Raw genomic sequence first — 18805 nt, 5'->3', positions numbered from 1 at the left:
TTTTTTTATTATCATCATTTAAGAAACTGAAGAAAACTCTAATGCCTCTTCCTTATTAATAATTTCCCCCTTATATTTACCTTTCACCGAAATATCAATAATTGATTTATTTTCTGCTTCCATTTTCCCTAAAGAAAATATATATATTAAATCATCTTTTTTTAACATCCATTGTTTTCCGTGCCAAGGACCAGTTAACTTCTGTTCTGGTGACGCCAGTATTTCTCCAAAATATTCACATTCGCCTAGAGATGTTTTTACTGTATTCTTCTTCGTATTAATAACTACATATTTAAGGAGCTTTATACTTTCACTTGAAAAAATCTCTACTTCATGATCATTTTTTTTCTTAAATTTCAGCTTTCCATCTTTTGTATTAACCAATTTACTTTGATCAATTGCATTTAGTACAAACTCATACTCTTCTTTTGTAACACCGAAATTAGGGTGATATGGAAAACTTTTTTTCTCTGCATGTTCTTCTACATATTTTAAATACCATTCCATATTACTCGCTAGATGCTCTCTCATTCTTTGACCAATACTCCCTACCTTTTTAAGAGTATCTGGTTCCATCTCTAGTGTCATAATATCCGCCGTCACTTCCGCATTCATAAGATGCGATGGAATATACTCTTCCACGCTATTCGCTTTACTCACTTCACTTTGACAACCAACTATAAATAGCGATATGAAAAAGATATATATTATTTTTTTATATTTCATTTCTATTCTCCACTCCATACATTATTCTTACTTAGTTTTATAGCGGTTTTCATTATAGTATAAAATCTTTATATTTTAATAAAATACATATCCTTATGCAAAATTGCATATTAATATGTATTCTTCTTACTTTAAAATTAGCTTAAATCACTTTCCAAATTATACAAATAACAAGTTAAAAATGTTATAATTTTCAAAAAACCATTGGAGGATATTATGAAAGCTCACGCTATTTTCGATTTCTTACATTTACTAGTCTTAACGCTGAAAAGCTATTATGTATGGGGAATGCCTATCTATGTCTTCATTATTCCTCTTATCTTTGTAGTCGGTTATATTATTATTAATTCTAATAAGAAACAAAAAAACACATCTATTCAAAGTCACTAATCTATTACCTTAATAGCCTCCTAAAAATCATATTCCCCTCATTTTCTTCAAATGATATGATGAACAAGGGTATATCCCCACCACTCTTATAGCGGTGGGGATTTTAATGTCAATATGCAACATACTACACAATAGAAGGTGATTTTTATGAGAAAATACGCAGCAATTGCTTTATGTACGTCTGCCATTCTAGCAGGCTGCAATACTAGCAATGTAAGCCAAGAACCTAAAAAAGAGAAAAAGGTTCAAGAAGTAGCTATACAAAAAGAGGCTCTACAAGAACAAGGTAAAATTTCTTATACTCCCATCACACACGAATCTACAAACACAAGTATTCATATTACAGACTTAAAAGATTCTTTAAATGAAGTACAATATAAAATTTGGCGCACAGCTGATGGAAAGGAACGTGCTAAATCTTTTTCTTCTAAAGAAAAGGAGAAACAATTTACAATTCCTTTTGACATAAAAGAATTTGAAGGAAAACGCGGTGAGTTCCAAATTGAAGCAACAGGAATGAAAGAAGATGGGAAAACAATCCCGCTTACGAAATCTACTATTACTTTCGAACAAAAGGTTCCTGTTCTTATGTATCACGCAATCGATGATTATCATGGTCAAGGTATTAAAGACTTATTCGTATCACCAGCTAACTTTGAAGCACAAATGAAACATTTAAAAGACAATGGTTATACGCTTTTAACGTTTGAACGCTGGGGTGATATAAATAAAGTAAATAAGCCGATTTTCGTTACATTTGATGACGGTATGAAAAATAATATGAATGCATTTCGCGTTTTACAAAAGCTAAAAGATGATACTTTTAAACCGGCAGCAACAGAATATATGATTGTTGATAACGTTGATGTAGAAGGAGCATTGTCTACTTCTGAAATAAAAGAAATGGTTGATTCCGGCATTTTCTCGGTGCAATCTCATACTGCAACACATGCAGACTTACCGAAAATTACAAACTATGAGGAAGAGTTAAAAGGTTCAAAAGAAAAGCTAGAAAAAATAACAGGTAAGCCTGTTATCGCGATTGCTTATCCATTCGGTCATGTAGATGATAAGGTTGTTACAGAAACGAAGAAGTATTATCAATTTGCGACGACGACAAAGCCTGGGCAATTCATTACGAAGGGTGAACCTGATGAATTGTTAAAGATGAAGCGCGTTCGTATACACCATACAACGACTGTAGAGCAGTTTGCTTCTTCAATTAAGTAAATATAAGGGCTCAATACATTTTGAGCTCTCTTTTTACTTTATATTTATATATATTTTTAGAATTTTCTTGTATTATATATAGTAAGAAATCTTTCAAATTAAAGGAGATTATACATATGTCATTTGAACAAACGTTAGAGAAATATGCTGCTCTTGCAGTTAATGTTGGTGTTAATATTCAACCTGGACAAACTTTATCAATTAGTGCACCTCTTGAAGCTGTACAATTTGTACGCCTCGTTACAGAAAAAGCATATAAATCTGGTGCAAAACACGTATATGTAGATTGGAATGATGAGACGTTAACACGCTTAAAGTTCGATCTAGCTCCTGAAGAAGCTTTCGCTGAATTTCCATCTTGGAAAGCACATGCTCGTGAAGAATTAGCAAAAGAAGGCGCTGCATTTATGTCTATCTATGCAGAAAACCCTGATTTATTAAAAGGTGTAGAAGCATCGCGTATTGCAACAGCTCATAAAGTAGCTGGAGAAGCAATGAAAGTATACCGTGATTACGTACAAGCAGATAAAGTAAGTTGGTGTGTCATTTCTGTTCCTACGAAAGAATGGGCTGCAAAAGTATTCCCTGACGTAGCGCCAGAAGAACAAGAAGCAAAGTTATGGGATGCTATTTTCAAAGCTACTCGTGCTGATTTAGAAAATCCTGTAGAAGCATGGAAAGAACATGATGAAACATTACATACAAAAGTGGATTACTTAAACGAAAAGCATTATAAAGCTCTTCACTATACAGGTCCTGGAACAGATTTAACAATCGAACTTCCAGAAAAACATGTATGGGCTGGTGCTGGTAGCTTAAATGAAAAGAACGTACCATTTATGGCTAATATTCCAACTGAAGAAGTATTTACAATGCCACTTAAAACAGGTGTAAACGGCCAAGTTTCTAGTACAAAACCGTTAGTATTTGCAGGTAATATTATCGATAATTTCACGTTAACATTTGAAAACGGGCGTATCGTAGACTATAAAGCTGAAGCTGGTGAAGAAGCTTTAAAACATTTAGTAGAAACAGATGAAGGTTCTCACTTCTTAGGAGAAGTAGCTTTAGTACCTCATGACTCACCAATTTCAAACACAAATGTTTTATTCTACAATACACTATTTGACGAAAATGCATCTTGCCACCTTGCAATCGGAAATGCTTATGCATTTAACTTAGTTGGCGGAAAAACAATGTCTAAAGAAGAACTTGCTGAAAACGGCGCAAATGCTAGTATCACACACAACGACTTCATGATTGGATCAGCTGAGCTTGATATTGACGGTATTACTGCTGATGGCAGACATGAGCCTATCTTCCGTAAAGGTAACTGGGCGTTTTAAATTTATTACCATAAAGAAACACATTGGATAATCCAATGTGTTTCTTTATTTATTTGGTTTCAATTCAAATTTTATCGTTCTATTTTCATGCGTAAACTCCGGTCTATACGTAGCGATATACGTATTTTCTTTCGCTACGTCAAATAGCATGATATCTTGAATTTTTTCATCTGGTGCTAACTTTTTACTAATAAAGCTATCAGGGTTATTATATTCTTTAAATCTTGTACCTTTCTTATCGGTAATCTCAAATTCATAAAATGCAAAAGGTATTTCCTTTTTACTATTATTTTCTACTTTGAAAATAATCCCCAAAATCTCCTCTTTCTTTTTATTCTCATCATAATCCGGATATCCTAATTTAACTGAATCGATAGTTACTTGCAAACCATCTACGTCTACTGTCTCCCCTATTTTATACACTTTATCTTGAACATCTTCTTGTTTACTTTCATTACTATCTTTAGTCTCAGTGCAAGCACTTAAACTAAAAGCTATGCCAAAAATTAAAACAATTTGACTTACCTTTTTTAACATACTCTTTCCTCCACATAAGACAATATTTCATATGTATCATAACAAAACGCTTTACTCTTTCTTGTCATATTTTGTCGTATTAATTGCTAACTGCACAAATAGAAAAAAGCTATCTTCTACAAAAGATAGCTTTCATGATGCCGATGAAACCTTAAGCCCAATGACACCCAAAACAATAAAAAGAATACAAAATGCTTGAAATAAACTAATATGCTCTTTAAAAAAGTACACACTAATGATTGTAATAAGTAATGTTCCAACGCCAGACCAAATAGCATAAGCAATACTTAAATGAATCTTTTTCACAACGATGGCAAACACGCTGAAACAAATCCCATAAAACACGAAAATCAGTACACTTGGAACGAGCTTTGTTAAACCATTTGATAGTTTCATCGCAATTGTTCCAGCTACTTCAAAAATAATTGTAACAAGTAATAATAGCCAATATACCATACTAGAATCTCCTTCTCTGTTACCTTATAGAGATTCTAGTATACTACTTATAGTCCCAATGAAATATATTTAATTTCTAAATATTCCTCGATGCCGAAATGGCCTCCTTCACGACCGATACCACTTTCTTTAAATCCACCAAATGGTGCTTGTGCAACTGATGGAAGTCCATCGTTTAGACCGATAATACCGTACTCTAACGCTTCACTAATTTGGAATGCTTGGCTAATGTCTTTCGTGAAAATATACGCAGCTAAACCGTATGGTGTATTGTTTGCACGTTCGATTACTTCATCAACTGTTTTAAATTTCGCAACTGGTGCCACTGGCCCAAATGTTTCTTCATTCATACAAAGCATCGTATCATTTGCCAACCCAATTACAGTCGGTTGAATGAAATGTCCCTCTAACTCTGCGACCTTTTGACCACCATATAAAACTGTTCCACCTTTTTGAATAGCATCTTCAATATGTTCTTGTACTTTTGAAACTGCATTCTCATCAATAAGTGGCCCGACAGTCGTTCCGTCACCGAAACCGTCTCCTACTTTCAACCGCCCTACTGCCTTTTGGAACTTCTCTACAAATACTTCGTATACTTCTTCTTGAACGAATACTCGGTTTGTACATATACACGTTTGTCCTGCATTACGGAATTTCGAACCAATCACCGCTTCTACTGCTTTATCTAAATCTGCATCATTCATTACGATAAACGGAGCGTGTCCCCCTAACTCAAGCGAAACTTTTTTCATCGTTTGCGCCGCACTAGCCATTAACTCTTTCCCGATTTCCGTTGACCCTGTAAAGGACACTTTTCGAACGCGACCATCTTCCATCCATGTATCAGCAATTGCTTTTGCACTACCTGTTATGATATTGATTACACCCTTTGGAATATCTGCTTCATGGGCTAATTCAGCTAATTTCAATGCAGTTAATGGCGTTTGACTTGCCGGTTTCACAACGGCTGTACAGCCTGCTGCAAGCGCTGGGGCTACCTTTCTCGTAATCATAGCAGCTGGGAAGTTCCAAGGTGTAATAGCTGCCATAACGCCAACTGGTTGCTTCATAACTAAAATGCGCTTATTCGGATGAGCAGCAGGAATCATTTCACCATATACGCGTTTCCCCTCTTCTGCATACCATTCAACAAAACTGTTTGCATAATTTACTTCACCAAGCGCTTCTGCAAACGGCTTCCCTTGTTCCTTCGTCATAATCGCTGCGATCTCTTCTTTATTTTCATCAATAAGCGTAAACCACTTTTTTAACTTCGTTGCACGATCTGCTGCCGTTAACTTAGACCACGTTTTAAAAGCTTCATGTGCAGCATCAACAGCTTGCTTTGCCTCTGTTACTCCGCCTTTTGGTACAGTTGCAAATATTTCCTTCGTCGCAGGATTATTTACTTCAATTTGTTCTTGTAGTGTAATCCACTCACCATTTATATACATCGCCTTTTTATCTATACTTACGAAAGTCGCCTTTTTATCCAATGTTTTCTTCCTCCTCTATGAACTTCTTAATTTTTCTAGTAGCAGCAGATTGACTAATTTGCAAAAACTCAGCCACTTTATAACTTGATCCATACGTTTTATACGCTTTAAGAATTATATTTCTCTCTACCTCTTCCAGCATTTTATAAAGGCTTTGCCCCGATTGTTCAACTGCAGCCTCTTGCATAGAGAGTGGCAAATCCTCTACCGTTACAACATCATCAACAGTAATAACAATTCTCTCAATTACATTCTCTATTTCTCTATTGTTCCCTTCCCACGGATATCCAACAAACATTTGTAACGTACTCGGCGCTAGTTTCACATCACGTCCGTACTTTTTATTAAAGTGCTGCAAGTAATGATAAATAAGCGGCAAAATATCTTCTGTTCTTTCCCTAAGCGGGGGAATTGCAATTGGAATGACATTCAAACGATAGTATAAATCTTTCCGAAATGTTCCTTGTTTCACCATCTCGCTTAAATCTCTATTTGTTGCCGCCACAATTCGAACATCTACTTTTTTTAATTCTCTTCCGCCTATAGGACGAAATGTTTTTTCTTGCAATACTTGCAAAAGCTTCGCTTGAATTTCAAGCGGCATTTCACCGATTTCATCTAAAAAAAGAGTTCCTTTATGCGCGGATTCTAATAGTCCCTTTTTCCCTTCACGATTCGCACCTGTAAAAGATCCACCTGAATATCCAAAAAGCTCCGATTCAATTAAATTAGTTGGTAATGCCGCACAATTAATTTCATAGAAACTTTCATGCTTACGGTGACTCACTTCATGTAAATGGCGTACTAATCGACTTTTTCCTACTCCAGTCTCGCCTAAAACGAGAACAGTACTATCCACTACAGATACTTTTTTGATTGTATCGACTATTTTTTGCATAGCTAGACTTTTAAAAATAAGTCCTTCATGCTCATATGTTTCTCTTAATTCTTTTTTATATGTTTTTAGCTGATTATCCATTTCCTCTACCTTTTGACGTAATTGATAGAGTTCAGTAAGGTCGCGAGAATAACTAATCACTCTTCTTAAATTTCCCTCATCATCAAAAACAGGCCTTGTACGAACGTGTAAATACTCTCCTGATTTTGTAGTTTGAACGAGTTCAATTGGCCTCTTTTTTTCAATCACTTCTAATGTCGCTGATGGATAAAAGATTCCATCCTTTTGTAGTTCTTTTACATGCTTACCAACTAACTCTTCTGCAGCTAGTTGGTAGTGCCTTTCACATGTACTATTTACACGTACAACGATCCCTTGCTCATCTGTAACAAAAATTTCGTCAAACGCATATTCAAATACATCTTTTAAATCCATTAACACTCGTTCCTTTTCTGCAACCATCCTAGCCACCCCTAACTTCAAATCCATCGATCCACTTCACTACCTTTATTATAAAGTGAATTTTCTGTATTTAATATAGAGTCAGCTAGAATGTTTGCTATTTATACTTCAGTTTTTAAACGCGAGCGATGTTTGTTTGCTCATAACAAGCTTGCAATGATTCTTCAATTATTGTTAAACCTTCTTCAAGTTGCTCATCTGTAATAACTAAAGGCATTAACACACGGATAACATTTCCATATGTCCCTGCTGATAATAACAGTAACCCACGCTTATTTGCTTCTGCACATAGATTAGCCGTTAACGTTTTGTCAGGTGCTTTCGTCTTACGATCTTGAACGACCTCAAATGCACACATTGCGCCTAACCCACGCACATCACCGATGCAATGATATTTATTTTTCATCTCTTCGAATCGGTTCATTACGACTTTTCCTAATTCTATCGCTCTATCATTTAATTTCTCATTTTCTATTACATCGAGAACAGCTAATGCAGCCGCACATCCTAATGGACTTCCTGCATACGTTCCACCAAGTTCACCTGGTGCAGACTCATTCATAATTTCTTTACGTCCAATGACACCACTTATCGGTACACCAGCACCTAATGATTTAGACACTGTAATTAAATCTGGAACGACATCATAGTGATCAATTGCAAAATATTTTCCTGTACGACTAAAGCCTGTTTGTATTTCATCCGCTACAAATAAGATGCCGTTCTCTGAACAAATGCGGCGTACTTCTTGAACAAATTTCTTACTTGGGACGATAAATCCACCTTCCCCTTGAACAGGTTCCATTACAACAGCTGCAATTGTTTCTGGTGCTACTTCCGATATGAAGAAGTTCTTAAACTCTTCAATAATAAAATCATCATACTGCTCTTCCGTTAATCCCTCTGGGCGACGGTATTCGTATGGAAATGGCGCTTTATATACTTCTGGAGCAAAGGGACCAAACCCAAATTTATATGGCTTCACTTTACTTGTCATCGTCATTGTCATTAATGTACGCCCGTGGAAACCTTTAGAAAATGCGATAATACCAGGTCTCTTCGTATATTTACGAGCGATTTTCACCGCGTTCTCAACTGCTTCTGCACCACTATTTAAAAACAGGACTTGCTTATCGAAACTTCCTGGTGCCAATGCCGCAAGCTTTTCTGCTAATTCAATATATGGCTCATACATCATGATGTTAAATCCAGTATGAATGTATTGATCGACTTGTTTATGGAGCGCTTCTTTAACCGTTGGATGACAATGCCCTACGTTAATTGTCCCGATTGCTCCTGCAAAATCAATGTACTGATTGCCATCAACATCTGTTACAAGAGCACCATTGGCAGATTGTACAAACGTTGGGATGCCGTTACTTACTCCTTTTGGTACTATATTTTGACGGCGTTCTAATAAAGATGCCGCTTTCGGTCCTGGAATTTGTTCATTTACTTTAGCAAATTTTTTTGTGTTCATTGCGTACCCCATCCTTTTCTTTACATTGTTTTCTCTTTTTATTGCAAAATATATGCCAACTTTCTTTTCTAGCATTTATCCTATATTCTTTGTATCCAGGCATAAAAAATAAGTCTATAAAGACTCATTAAGAGTCTTTATAGACTTATTTTCCTTACACATTAGACTTTTCTTTCTCCCAGAAAAACTCACCCGATTGAGAAATAAACTCTCCAACAGAATCTAACACTAAATCAGCAAGTGGTTCTAATGTTGGACGGTCTCCTGTACCAGATAGCACCCCAATTGCATAGCAATCGCCATTTTTAGCTAAATGTAAATCAGTTGGCGTATCTCCAACAACCGCAACCTCACATGATTCTAAATTAAATTTCTCACAAAACACTTCTATAATCTTTTTATCTGGTTTTTGCGCAGGGAATGTATCCGAGGCTATAATATAATCAAAAAAGTTCTCCAACTTATATTGTTTTAAAAATAATTCTGTTGGTGCGAAATCATCCGCCGTGACAACCCCTAATATAAATCCTTTATCTTTTAATGCCTGTAACACTTTCGGTAAGTCTGCTGTCATTTTCATATGCGAACGATGCTCATACATAAGGGAAAATAACTTCTCACTTACCCACTGATGCATCTCTTCTTCTCTAGCAGACTCAATATAATTACAAAGCCCCTTCGCTACATCAAGGCTTGTTCCAGCAGCTATTGCACTCCTTGGATTAACAAATGCTCCCTCTACACCAATCTCTTCTAATAAGGTCTGCCGCATTGTACTTGGTAAATGATATAAACTTATACATTCAGCTACAAGTTCTTCAGCTACTTTTATCCATATTGAATGAAAATCCATTAATGTCCCATCTTTATCAAATAATATCGCCTTTACCTTCTCCATAGCATCCTACCTCTCGTTTCTTATCTCCTCCAGTGTATCAATAAAATATGGATGTAAAATAAAAGAATTGTAAAAATACCATAAAAATCAAACTAACTCCCAATTTACAATTCATTTTAACAAAGTAAAAAAGGATGCCTTTACAGGGCATCCTCTTGATGTTCAGGAACAAATAGTTCTAAACAATGATATATATTTTCGAATTCCATCGGTGCATCTCCACCATACTCACCATCTAAATTAATCATTAGTTTATCTGGTGAATGTACTTTAATGCGGTTCGCTTGTGTATATAACACTTTTGGATTATTAATATGTTCACCACGTTGTGCTTGTGTTGCTGCTTTAATTAAATCAGCGATAGAACCTTTTTTCAGTACTAATAGGTCAAATAACCCATCGTTAATAGATGCATACGGTGCTACCTTTTCAAATCCACCTACTGAACGAGTATTCGTAATTAAAAACATCGTAATTTCTTCTTGTAGTAACTTTCCATCATACTCAATTTCAACATACGTCGGATGCAATGATGGTAACATCTCGATACCTTTTAGGTAATAAGCAAGCTGCCCTAATACTGTCTTTAACTTACTCGGTACTTCGTATGTTAATTCTGTAATACGACCGCCACCAGCGATGTTAATAAAATATGTATCGTTCGCTCTACCAAGGTCTAATGGCACTGTTTTTCCTTCGCAAATAATATCTGCTGCCTCTTCAATAGAACGAGGTACACCAATTGCACGTGCAAAGTCATTTGTCGTTCCAACTGGAATAATTCCAAATTTCGGACGGAATTCATGCCCAACTAAACCGTTTACTACTTCATTTAACGTACCGTCGCCACCAGCCGCAATAACAACATCAAACTTACGATCCGCAGCTTGCCTCGCCGCCACAGTAGCGTCTCCAGGACCCGTTGTCGCATGACAAGATGTCTCATAGCCAGCTTGTTCTAATTTTTGTAATACTTCTGGTAAGCTCTTCTTAAATAGCTCACGCCCAGAAGTAGGATTATAAATAATTCTTGCTCGCTTCATCATTTATTAGCACAGGAAATTTCTTTATGTATCGAAAAAGAACATACTGAACTTCTATTCAGTATTCCCATGCCTACCTCCTCTCATCTTGCTATCCTTCTTTTATCCCGCTCAAACAGGCAGTAAGAACCCGATTCGTGTAGTCCATCAAAAGTAAATATTCATTTCAATGGTTTTTTATTTGACCCCAAAATTTATCCCGCTATTTGCGGGCAGTAAATGCCCGATTGGTGAGGGCTAATAATCAGTGTTGGATGAACCTCCCACTGATTAAAGTTTCACTTTATTTCTATCCATTCTTCCATAAAAATTTACATATAACGAATAATAACTATCTATTATTTCATGAGATGAAAAAAACCTCTATGTTTAGATTTATCATTATTCCCACCTTTTTGCAACTATCATACCATAGTTGCTATACAAACATTTTTCCACTTTTGACAGTTAATCAAACGTTTGTTTAAACGATTTTGTCTCATTTAAACAAACGTTTGATTAACCTAGAAAAACACCCATGTACGGGTGTTTTTCTGCTTAATCTTTAAAAGTTACTACTATTATCGCTTATTAATCTCTTCAAGTAAGATTTTGTTAACAAGCGGTGGATTTGCTTGTCCTTTTGTAGCTTTCATAATTTGACCAACTAAGAAGCCAATTGCACGGTCTTTACCGTTTTTAAAGTCTTCGATAGATTGCTCATTATTATCAAGAATTTCTGTTACAACTTTACGAAGTGTACCCTCGTCAGAAATTTGAACAAGACCTTTCGCTTTAACGATTTCTTCTGGGTCTCCACCTTTTTCAATTAATTCATTAAATACTTTCTTCGCGATTTTAGAAGAAATTGTACCTTTTTCAATTAATTGAACCATTTTAGATAAACCAGCAGGCGTTAATGCAACGTCTTTTAATTCTTTTTGTTGTTTGTTTAAGTATGCAAGTACTTCACCCATTAACCAGTTCGATGTTAATTTCGCATCAGCACCGTCTGCAACAGTTGCTTCAAAGAAATCAGACATCTCTTTCGTTAATGTTAACACGTGTGCATCATAAGCTGGTAAGCCTAGTTCTGCAACGTAGCGAGCTTTACGTGCATCTGGAAGTTCTGGAATAGAAGCTCGAACTGCTTCTTTCCACTCATCATCAATGTAAAGTTCAACTAAGTCTGGCTCCGGGAAGTAACGGTAATCGTCAGATCCTTCTTTCACACGCATTAAGATTGTTTTCTTCGTTGCTTCATCATAACGACGTGTTTCTTGTTGGATGATACCACCAGATAACAGTTCTTTTTCTTGGCGCACTTGCTCGTGCTCAAGACCTTTTTGTACGTAAGTGAATGAGTTTAAGTTTTTCAGTTCCGCTTTTGTACCGAACTTCTCTTGTCCAACTGGACGAAGAGAAATGTTCGCATCACAACGTAAGGAACCTTCTTCCATCTTACAATCAGATACACCAGTGTATTGAATGATTGATTTTAACTTCTCTAAGTATGCATATGCTTCTTCTGGCGTACGCATATCTGGCTCAGATACGATCTCGATTAAAGGCATACCTTGACGGTTGTAGTCTACTAATGAACCATCAGCTGTATGCGTTGATTTACCAGCATCTTCTTCTAAATGAAGACGTGTAATACCGATACGTTTCTTTTTACCGTCTACTTCGATTTCAATCCAACCATTTTCACCAATTGGCTTATCAAATTGAGAGATTTGGTAAGCTTTCGGGTTATCTGGATAGAAATAGTTTTTACGGTCAAACTTCGTTTCCGTTGCGATTTCACAGTTTAATGCCATTGCAGCTTTCATCGCAAAGTTAACTGCTTCTTTATTTAAAGTAGGAAGTACCCCTGGGTATCCTAAGTCAATTACACTTGTTTGTGTATTTGGCTCCGCTCCGAATTCTGTTGGACTCGCAGAGAAAATTTTCGAATTTGTTTTTAACTCAACGTGAACCTCTAAACCAATAATTGTTTCTAAATTCATCTATGCTCGCCTCCTTACAGACTTGCTTTTTTTGTATGATAGTCTGTTGCTTGCTCAAACGCATGTGCAACGCGGTAAATTGTCGCTTCATCGAAGTGTTTACCAATGATTTGTAGACCAAGTGGCATGTTGTTAGCACCGAATCCACATGGAACTGAAATCGCTGGAACACCCGCTAAGTTTACTGGGATTGTTAAAATGTCATTTGCATACATTGTCATTGGATCGTCAACTTTTTCTCCCACTTTAAATGCCGGAGTTGGTGTTGTTGGTCCAATAATAACATCATAGTTAGCAAATACATTTTCAAAGTCGTTCTTAATTAATGTACGTACTTGTTGTGCTTTTTTGTAATATGCATCATAGTAACCAGAGCTAAGAGCAAATGTACCAAGCATAATACGACGTTTAACTTCATCACCGAAACCTTCACTACGTGTGTTTTTGTAAAGATCTAATAAGTTATTTACATTATCAGAACGAACACCGTAACGCACGCCATCAAAGCGTGAAAGGTTAGCAGATGCTTCAGAAGAAGATAGTAAGTAATACGTTGCTAGAGCGTATTTAGAGTGTGGAAGAGATACTTCCTCCCAAGTTGCGCCCATACCTTCTAATACTTTTAAAGCAGCTAGTACTGACTCACGAGCTTCTTCGCCAACACCTTCGCCTAAGTATTCTTTCGGTACAGCAATGCGTAAACCTTTAACATCGCCTGTTAAACCAGCTAAATAGTTTCCAACTTCAACGTTTGCAGAAGTTGCATCCATGCGGTCAATACCTGAAATAGCTTGTAATAAGTATGCATTGTCTTCTACTGTACGTGTAATCGGTCCGATTTGGTCAAGTGAAGATGCGAATGCTACTAATCCGTAACGAGATACGCGTCCGTAAGTTGGTTTTAAACCTACAACACCGCAATATGCAGCTGGCTGACGGATAGAACCACCCGTATCAGAACCTAGAGAGAATAGTACTTCTCCTGCTGCTACAGCTGCTGCAGAACCACCACTAGATCCGCCTGGAACGTAATCTAAGTTCCATGGGTTTTTCGTAGCGTAGAATCCTGAGTTTTCATTTGAAGAACCCATTGCGAACTCGTCCATGTTTAATTTACCGATTGTAATTGTGTCAGCAGCTTTTAGCTTTTGCACAACTGTCGCATCATAAATTGGATCGAAGTTTGCTAATATTTTGCTTGCACAAGTTGTACGAAGACCGTTAGTTACAATGTTATCTTTTACACCAATTGGCATACCGAATAATAAACCATTATCTTCAGCGCCGATTTTTGCATCTAATTCTTTCGCTTTTGCGCGTGCATTTTCTTCATCTAATGTAAGAAAGGCTTTTACGTTATCTTCAACATCCGCAATACGTTTGTAAGATTCTTCTACTAAATCCGTAACGGAAATTTCTTTGTTGTTTAACTTCTTATGTAACTCTGATACTGAATGATCAAATAATGACATCGAAATTCCCCTCCTCTATTCTAATACTGCTGGAACACGGATTTGATTATCTTTGTGATCCGGTGCATTTTTTAATACTTCTTCAACTGGTAAACCTTTTTCTGGTACATCTTCACGCATAACATTTTTCATAGTTAATACATGAGTTGTTGGTTTTACATCTGTTGTATCTAATTCATTTAACTGTTCTGCAAATGTAACAATTGCATCTAGTTGTTTTTGAAATTTTTCTGCTTCTTGATCAGTAATTGCAAGACGTGCTAAATGTGCTACGTGCTTTACATTCTCAACGGAAATTCTTGACACGGCTAGGCCACCTCCATAATATATCGTTCAATCTACAATACTATTGATGATACCAAATTTTCAGTACTTCAAGCAAGTCAACACAGAGTACTTACGCCATTTTTACATAAAAAAAGAAAGGCAAATGCCTTTCTTTACAATTTACTCTTTATCTAACGGTTTATTTTTTGGAAATCTCTCGTTATCTTCTTCATTATCACGAATTGTTTTTTGTAATACAAAACAAGACATCGTTAAAAATAATGTTCCAATTAAATAGTATCCTTTTACACTAAGCGTTTCATCTAACGTATAAATCCCAATTAGCATACCTGAAAGCGCACAAACAAATGAAGTCCATGCTAAAAATGTGAACGCTTGCGTATTACGTCTTCTCATCGTTCTCCCCCTCGTTAGCTGTATACCCATTATAGATAAGTATATTTACCATGATGGATTTTTATGTAAATTCTAGTTTTATATTTATAAATCTATCATAAAAGAATACTATTTTAAAGAAAGTTTTCTGTCTAATCTGAAAAAATAATTAAAATCATTGACAATTTTTTCTATTCTACATAAAATAAAAATAAATATTACGAACCTCGAAATATACGGGAGTGGAATTAATTGTTGCAATATGAACATTTTTTAGACTTACTGCTAGATAACGCCAAGAAACTTTTCTATCCTGAAGAATGGGTAAGCCTAGATTTAACACTTTCTAAAACAGAAGTATTTTGTTTACTTTGGATGGAACGAAATACAGATATTACAATGACGAAAATTGCTGACCTTCTTGATATACCGATGAGTACAACGACGGGCGTTGTAAATCGTCTTGTAAAAAAGGGATATATTGAGCGCTACCGTGATGAAAACGACCGACGTATTGTATTAATTCGGTTAACAGAAAACGGCGTAATGCTCGTTCAAGAAGTAAAACAAAATGCAGCCCACTACTTTAGCTTAGTGACAGAAGCATTGTCAGAAGAAGAAAAAGCATTCTTACTACAAACCTTCCAAAAGATTATGAATCACATTGCTACGTCACAGCAAAAAACAGAAGAAAAAGTTTCTACACCTAAAATGAAAAACATTCCGATTGAATAAAACCCTATCTGGGTTTTTATTCAATCATTTACTTCGAGACTCGTAATATTCGATATTCGAAACAAAGGAGATATGAATGATGAGAATTATTTTGTATACAGGTAAAGGCGGCGTAGGAAAAACTAGCATTTCAGCAGCAACAGCAATTCAAAGCGCAAAAAAAGGATTAAAAACTTTAGTCATGAGTACAGATCCCGCTCATAGTTTAGGAGATTCATTTGGTATAAAGCTATCTTCTGAGCCATTAGAAATTCGTGAAAATTTGTGGGCACAAGAAATTAATACGATTTATGAGATGGAAAAAGGATGGGGAAAATTACAGAAATATATTACACTACTCTTCACTTCCAAAGCAGCCGATGATATTACAACAGAAGAATTAACGATGTTTCCTGGTATGGAAGATTTAATTAGCTTACTTCGCGTACTCGATTATTATAAACAAAACACATATGATGTTATCATTATTGATTGTGCTCCAACAGGAGAAACATTAGCAATGCTAAGCTTTCCAGACATGCTCGGCTGGTGGATGGAAAAATTGTTTCCTATTAAAAGAAAAGTTTTAAAAGTCGTTCGTCCTGTAGCTCAACCACTCCTTGGTGTCCCTCTTCCAACCGATGATATTATGGACGAATTAACAAATACACTTGAACAGCTCGGAGAAATGAGAGATATTTTATCAAACCGAGAAGTAACAAGTATCCGCATCGTTGTAAATCCTGAAAAAATGGTCATTAAAGAAGCTCAGCGTAGCTTTACTTATTTAAATTTATACGATTATAACGTAGATGCCATTATGATTAATCGCGTCATCCCTAACACCGTCACCGATCCTTATTTTCAAGCATGGAAAGATACGCAAAAGAAATATAAAACATTAATTCAAAATAGTTTTGATCCACTTCCTATTTACGAAGCTCCAATGTTTGAACAAGAAGTTGTTGGTTTACCCATGTTAGAGCGTGTAGGAGATGCTTTATTTAAAACTGATCATTGTCCTACTGAAGTGAAATTTAACGGCCGCACACAATATATAAGAAAAGATGGCGATGATTATATTTTCATTCTTTCTATTCCCTTCTCAAACAAAAGTGAACTTTCATTAAATCAAAAAGGTGATGAGCTAATTATTCGAGCTGGCTCTGTGAAACGAAATATTACATTGCCAAAAACGTTAACACACCTTTCTATTCAAGGGGCAAAATTTGAAGAAGATATACTAAACATTCGGTTTGGAGGTGTAGTGCATGCATGAGGAACTACTACGAAGGGTAATTCGTACAAAAGTAAAAGTCGGGATGCATATATTAGATGAGCTACCCAATCCAATCCAGCAATCAGCTAAGCAAATATTAAATATTTTGCAAGAGGAGCTAACTGCTTATCCGAAAGAACGAGATCATCATGAAGTTAATTTAAAAAATATCATAATTGAATAACTATCTCTGTATAGAGGGCCTTTTTTAGGCTTTCTATACCTTATTGGAGTGATGTAAGTTGATGAAAAAGCATTCCACTACTATACTCTGGATCATTCCCTTATTATTTTTCATTCATAACCTTGAAGAAGCTTTCCAAATGCCACAATATCTTGCTAATCAATTTTCAATCCGTCTTATAACTAGCCAACAATTTTTCATTGCCATTTCCGTATTAACAATCTTTGTATTACTTATCGTCTTTCTATATCAACTTAACTTCTTGTCTTCTATATGCTGGATTATTTTTATACAAGGGGCCATCTTCTTTAACTCTGTTCAACATATTATTTTGTTTTTCATTTATCGCTCCTATAACCCCGGCGTAATATCAGCATTTTTCATTACTCTCTTTTCTATTTTCTTTTTTTTATCCAAAAAACACTTAATTCATCAAAAGCAATTCGTAATTACACTCCTTTTCAGCTTATTTTCTTATCCCATTATAATTTGGATTACCTTACTGTTCGCTAGCTATTTTCATTCATAAAAAAAGACCAGGAAAACTCCTGGTCCATTACTCTACTTAACAAACATTGGATTCTACGTTATACAAAATTGGAAGGTACAGAATTAGGGTTTGTTTGTTAAGTTTATATGTTGAACGAACTAACAGCGGAGGGGTTCCTTCTGTTAGTCCATTAAACCCAATCATTATTTTACGATTTTTTCAAGCTCCTCAAGTGAAAGATCTACTGAAATTGAACCATCATTTGTTTCTTTCTTAATTGCATCTGTTACTTCTTTTGAATGGTATAATTCAATTACTTTTTTCAGTGTTGGATCATCTTTATCTTTCGTACGAGCTGCGAAAATATTAATATAAGGCTTCGCATTTTCATTCTTTGGATCTTCTAAGAAAATAGGATCCTTCGCTGGATCTAATCCAGCTTGACCAGCAACACCGTTATTAATAACTGATGCCGCTACATCTTTTAACACACGAGGTGTTTGCTGTGCGATAACCGGTGTAATTTTTAATTTCTTCGGATTTTCAGCAATACCACTTGGATCTCCAAATAGACCAAAATCCTTTTTCAGCTTTAATAATCCAGCTGCATCAAGAAGTTTTAATGCACGTGCTTGGTTCGTTGGATCGTTTGGAATTGCAATTTCTGAACCATCTGGGATTTCATTTGATTTCTTATATTTTTCAGAGTATAAACCCATTGGTGCAATTTGTGTTGTACCAACAGCTGTAATATCTAACTTATGTTCCTTTTTAAATTGCTCTAAGAACGCAATATGCTGGAATGAGTTTAGTTCAATATCTCCATCAGCTAACGCTTTATTTGGCGTTGTGTAATCAGAGAACTCAATCAGTTTAACTTTAATCCCTTCTTTTTCAGCTTTTCCCTTTACAATTTCCCAAGCGTTTCCATCCGTTCCAGTTACACCAATGCGAACTGTTTTCTCTTTTGCTCCTGCATCCGAGCAGCCACTTAACGCCGAAATCCCTACAATCGCTGATAATGCAAATGCTAAAATTTTCTTCATTTTC

General features: G+C 35.8%; 20 protein-coding genes. 7 read left to right on the top strand and 13 right to left on the bottom strand.

The annotated features are described in order from the left end of the window. Positions 1-18: 18 nt before the first annotated feature. Entirely contained in the window at positions 19-726 is a 708-nt protein-coding gene (locus ACX9TM_RS01970) for a hypothetical protein (RefSeq protein ID WP_000875609.1), read from the bottom strand. Positions 727-942: 216 nt separating this feature from the next. On the opposite strand from ACX9TM_RS01970, the gene ACX9TM_RS01965 reads away from it, so the two are divergent. From ACX9TM_RS01965 to ACX9TM_RS01955, 3 genes are all read left to right on the top strand, one after another. Further along, a complete protein-coding gene (locus ACX9TM_RS01965) occupies positions 943-1116 on the top strand; it encodes a hypothetical protein (RefSeq protein ID WP_000643592.1) in 174 nt (57 codons plus the stop codon). A gap of 147 nt (positions 1117-1263) precedes the next feature. Further along, entirely contained in the window at positions 1264-2346 is a 1083-nt protein-coding gene (locus tag ACX9TM_RS01960; protein WP_001233731.1) for a polysaccharide deacetylase family protein, read from the top strand. Positions 2347-2462: 116 nt separating this feature from the next. Further along, entirely contained in the window at positions 2463-3692 is a 1230-nt protein-coding gene (locus tag ACX9TM_RS01955) for an aminopeptidase (protein WP_000007349.1), read from the top strand. A 45-nt stretch (positions 3693-3737) separates the two neighbouring features. On the opposite strand, the gene ACX9TM_RS01950 is transcribed toward ACX9TM_RS01955, so the two are convergent. From ACX9TM_RS01950 to ACX9TM_RS01900, 11 genes are all read right to left on the bottom strand, one after another. Next, positions 3738-4229 (bottom strand): DUF4352 domain-containing protein, encoded by a 492-nt coding sequence (locus ACX9TM_RS01950; RefSeq protein ID WP_000915109.1) that lies wholly within the window; start codon positions 4227-4229, stop codon positions 3738-3740. Positions 4230-4361: 132 nt separating this feature from the next. Next, complete coding sequence (locus ACX9TM_RS01945) at positions 4362-4685, bottom strand: DMT family transporter (protein ID WP_000263262.1); 324 nt, start codon at positions 4683-4685, stop codon at positions 4362-4364. A 47-nt stretch (positions 4686-4732) separates the two neighbouring features. Beyond that, on the bottom strand, positions 4733-6184 hold the full coding sequence (gene gabD / locus ACX9TM_RS01940) for an NADP-dependent succinate-semialdehyde dehydrogenase (protein WP_065381961.1): 1452 nt from the start codon (positions 6182-6184) through the stop codon (positions 4733-4735). Further along, positions 6177-7544 (bottom strand): sigma-54 interaction domain-containing protein, encoded by a 1368-nt coding sequence (locus ACX9TM_RS01935; protein ID WP_000225136.1) that lies wholly within the window; start codon positions 7542-7544, stop codon positions 6177-6179. Before ACX9TM_RS01935 ends, gabD begins: the two co-directional genes overlap by 8 nt. A 115-nt stretch (positions 7545-7659) precedes the next feature. Next, the gene (gene gabT, locus ACX9TM_RS01930; protein ID WP_065381962.1) at positions 7660-9024 is read right to left on the bottom strand and encodes a 4-aminobutyrate--2-oxoglutarate transaminase; all 1365 of its coding nucleotides are present in this window, start codon (positions 9022-9024) and stop codon (positions 7660-7662) included. 154 nt (positions 9025-9178) lie between these two features. After that, entirely contained in the window at positions 9179-9922 is a 744-nt protein-coding gene (locus ACX9TM_RS01925; protein ID WP_000416672.1) for an HAD family hydrolase, read from the bottom strand. Between the two features lie 140 nt (positions 9923-10062). Next, positions 10063-10968, bottom strand: a complete 906-nt coding sequence (locus ACX9TM_RS01920; RefSeq protein WP_000977679.1) for a diacylglycerol kinase — start codon at positions 10966-10968, stop codon at positions 10063-10065. Positions 10969-11525: 557 nt separating this feature from the next. Then, complete coding sequence (gatB, locus tag ACX9TM_RS01915) at positions 11526-12953, bottom strand: Asp-tRNA(Asn)/Glu-tRNA(Gln) amidotransferase subunit GatB (protein WP_001047685.1); 1428 nt, start codon at positions 12951-12953, stop codon at positions 11526-11528. Positions 12954-12967: 14 nt separating this feature from the next. Further along, positions 12968-14425: an Asp-tRNA(Asn)/Glu-tRNA(Gln) amidotransferase subunit GatA gene (gene gatA, locus ACX9TM_RS01910; RefSeq protein ID WP_000051433.1), complete on the bottom strand. Its 1458-nt coding sequence runs from the start codon at positions 14423-14425 to the stop codon at positions 12968-12970. A 15-nt stretch (positions 14426-14440) separates the two neighbouring features. Next, positions 14441-14731, bottom strand: coding sequence for an Asp-tRNA(Asn)/Glu-tRNA(Gln) amidotransferase subunit GatC (gene gatC, locus ACX9TM_RS01905; protein WP_000086999.1), 291 nt, complete (start codon positions 14729-14731; stop codon positions 14441-14443). 141 nt (positions 14732-14872) lie between these two features. Then, positions 14873-15109, bottom strand: coding sequence for a YiaA/YiaB family inner membrane protein (locus ACX9TM_RS01900; protein ID WP_001254393.1), 237 nt, complete (start codon positions 15107-15109; stop codon positions 14873-14875). A 231-nt stretch (positions 15110-15340) separates the two neighbouring features. Here ACX9TM_RS01900 and ACX9TM_RS01895 point away from each other — a divergent pair, with 231 nt between their 5' ends. The 4 genes from ACX9TM_RS01895 to ACX9TM_RS01880 all read left to right on the top strand — a co-directional run bounded on the left by ACX9TM_RS01895 (position 15341) and on the right by ACX9TM_RS01880 (position 17794). Continuing rightward, positions 15341-15823, top strand: a complete 483-nt coding sequence (locus ACX9TM_RS01895) for a MarR family winged helix-turn-helix transcriptional regulator (RefSeq protein ID WP_065381960.1) — start codon at positions 15341-15343, stop codon at positions 15821-15823. A gap of 76 nt (positions 15824-15899) precedes the next feature. Beyond that, positions 15900-17081: an ArsA family ATPase gene (locus tag ACX9TM_RS01890; RefSeq protein WP_072770312.1), complete on the top strand. Its 1182-nt coding sequence runs from the start codon at positions 15900-15902 to the stop codon at positions 17079-17081. Then, positions 17074-17265 (top strand): DUF3926 domain-containing protein, encoded by a 192-nt coding sequence (locus tag ACX9TM_RS01885; RefSeq protein ID WP_000544103.1) that lies wholly within the window; start codon positions 17074-17076, stop codon positions 17263-17265. The genes ACX9TM_RS01890 and ACX9TM_RS01885 overlap by 8 nt, the downstream gene beginning before the upstream one ends. A gap of 61 nt (positions 17266-17326) precedes the next feature. Further along, positions 17327-17794 (top strand): HXXEE domain-containing protein, encoded by a 468-nt coding sequence (locus ACX9TM_RS01880; protein ID WP_002182395.1) that lies wholly within the window; start codon positions 17327-17329, stop codon positions 17792-17794. A 164-nt stretch (positions 17795-17958) separates the two neighbouring features. On the opposite strand, the gene ACX9TM_RS01875 is transcribed toward ACX9TM_RS01880, so the two are convergent. Continuing rightward, the gene (locus ACX9TM_RS01875; RefSeq protein ID WP_000721575.1) at positions 17959-18801 is read right to left on the bottom strand and encodes a MetQ/NlpA family ABC transporter substrate-binding protein; all 843 of its coding nucleotides are present in this window, start codon (positions 18799-18801) and stop codon (positions 17959-17961) included. Between the last annotated feature and the right edge of the window lie 4 nt (positions 18802-18805).

This window comes from Bacillus sp. LH1, from assembly GCF_057924895.1.
This window is presented reverse-complemented; position numbering and strand designations above follow the sequence as displayed.

Excerpts from the sequence above, each read along its gene's own strand:
- ACX9TM_RS01935 (WP_000225136.1), bottom strand. The coding sequence starts at position 7,544 with ATGGTTGCAGAAAAGGAACGAGTGTTAATGGATTTAAAAGATGTATTT.
- ACX9TM_RS01945 (WP_000263262.1), bottom strand. The coding sequence starts at position 4,685 with ATGGTATATTGGCTATTATTACTTGTTACAATTATTTTTGAAGTAGCT.
- ACX9TM_RS01890 (WP_072770312.1), top strand. The coding sequence starts at position 15,900 with ATGATGAGAATTATTTTGTATACAGGTAAAGGCGGCGTAGGAAAAACT.
- gabT (WP_065381962.1), bottom strand. The coding sequence starts at position 9,024 with ATGAACACAAAAAAATTTGCTAAAGTAAATGAACAAATTCCAGGACCG.
- ACX9TM_RS01925 (WP_000416672.1), bottom strand. The coding sequence starts at position 9,922 with ATGGAGAAGGTAAAGGCGATATTATTTGATAAAGATGGGACATTAATG.
- ACX9TM_RS01885 (WP_000544103.1), top strand. The coding sequence starts at position 17,074 with ATGCATGAGGAACTACTACGAAGGGTAATTCGTACAAAAGTAAAAGTC.
- ACX9TM_RS01955 (WP_000007349.1), top strand. The coding sequence starts at position 2,463 with ATGTCATTTGAACAAACGTTAGAGAAATATGCTGCTCTTGCAGTTAAT.
- ACX9TM_RS01900 (WP_001254393.1), bottom strand. The coding sequence starts at position 15,109 with ATGAGAAGACGTAATACGCAAGCGTTCACATTTTTAGCATGGACTTCA.
- ACX9TM_RS01970 (WP_000875609.1), bottom strand. The coding sequence starts at position 726 with ATGAAATATAAAAAAATAATATATATCTTTTTCATATCGCTATTTATA.
- ACX9TM_RS01920 (WP_000977679.1), bottom strand. The coding sequence starts at position 10,968 with ATGATGAAGCGAGCAAGAATTATTTATAATCCTACTTCTGGGCGTGAG.
- gatA (WP_000051433.1), bottom strand. The coding sequence starts at position 14,425 with ATGTCATTATTTGATCATTCAGTATCAGAGTTACATAAGAAGTTAAAC.
- ACX9TM_RS01880 (WP_002182395.1), top strand. The coding sequence starts at position 17,327 with ATGAAAAAGCATTCCACTACTATACTCTGGATCATTCCCTTATTATTT.
- ACX9TM_RS01950 (WP_000915109.1), bottom strand. The coding sequence starts at position 4,229 with ATGTTAAAAAAGGTAAGTCAAATTGTTTTAATTTTTGGCATAGCTTTT.
- ACX9TM_RS01965 (WP_000643592.1), top strand. The coding sequence starts at position 943 with ATGAAAGCTCACGCTATTTTCGATTTCTTACATTTACTAGTCTTAACG.
- gatB (WP_001047685.1), bottom strand. The coding sequence starts at position 12,953 with ATGAATTTAGAAACAATTATTGGTTTAGAGGTTCACGTTGAGTTAAAA.
- ACX9TM_RS01960 (WP_001233731.1), top strand. The coding sequence starts at position 1,264 with ATGAGAAAATACGCAGCAATTGCTTTATGTACGTCTGCCATTCTAGCA.
- ACX9TM_RS01875 (WP_000721575.1), bottom strand. The coding sequence starts at position 18,801 with ATGAAGAAAATTTTAGCATTTGCATTATCAGCGATTGTAGGGATTTCG.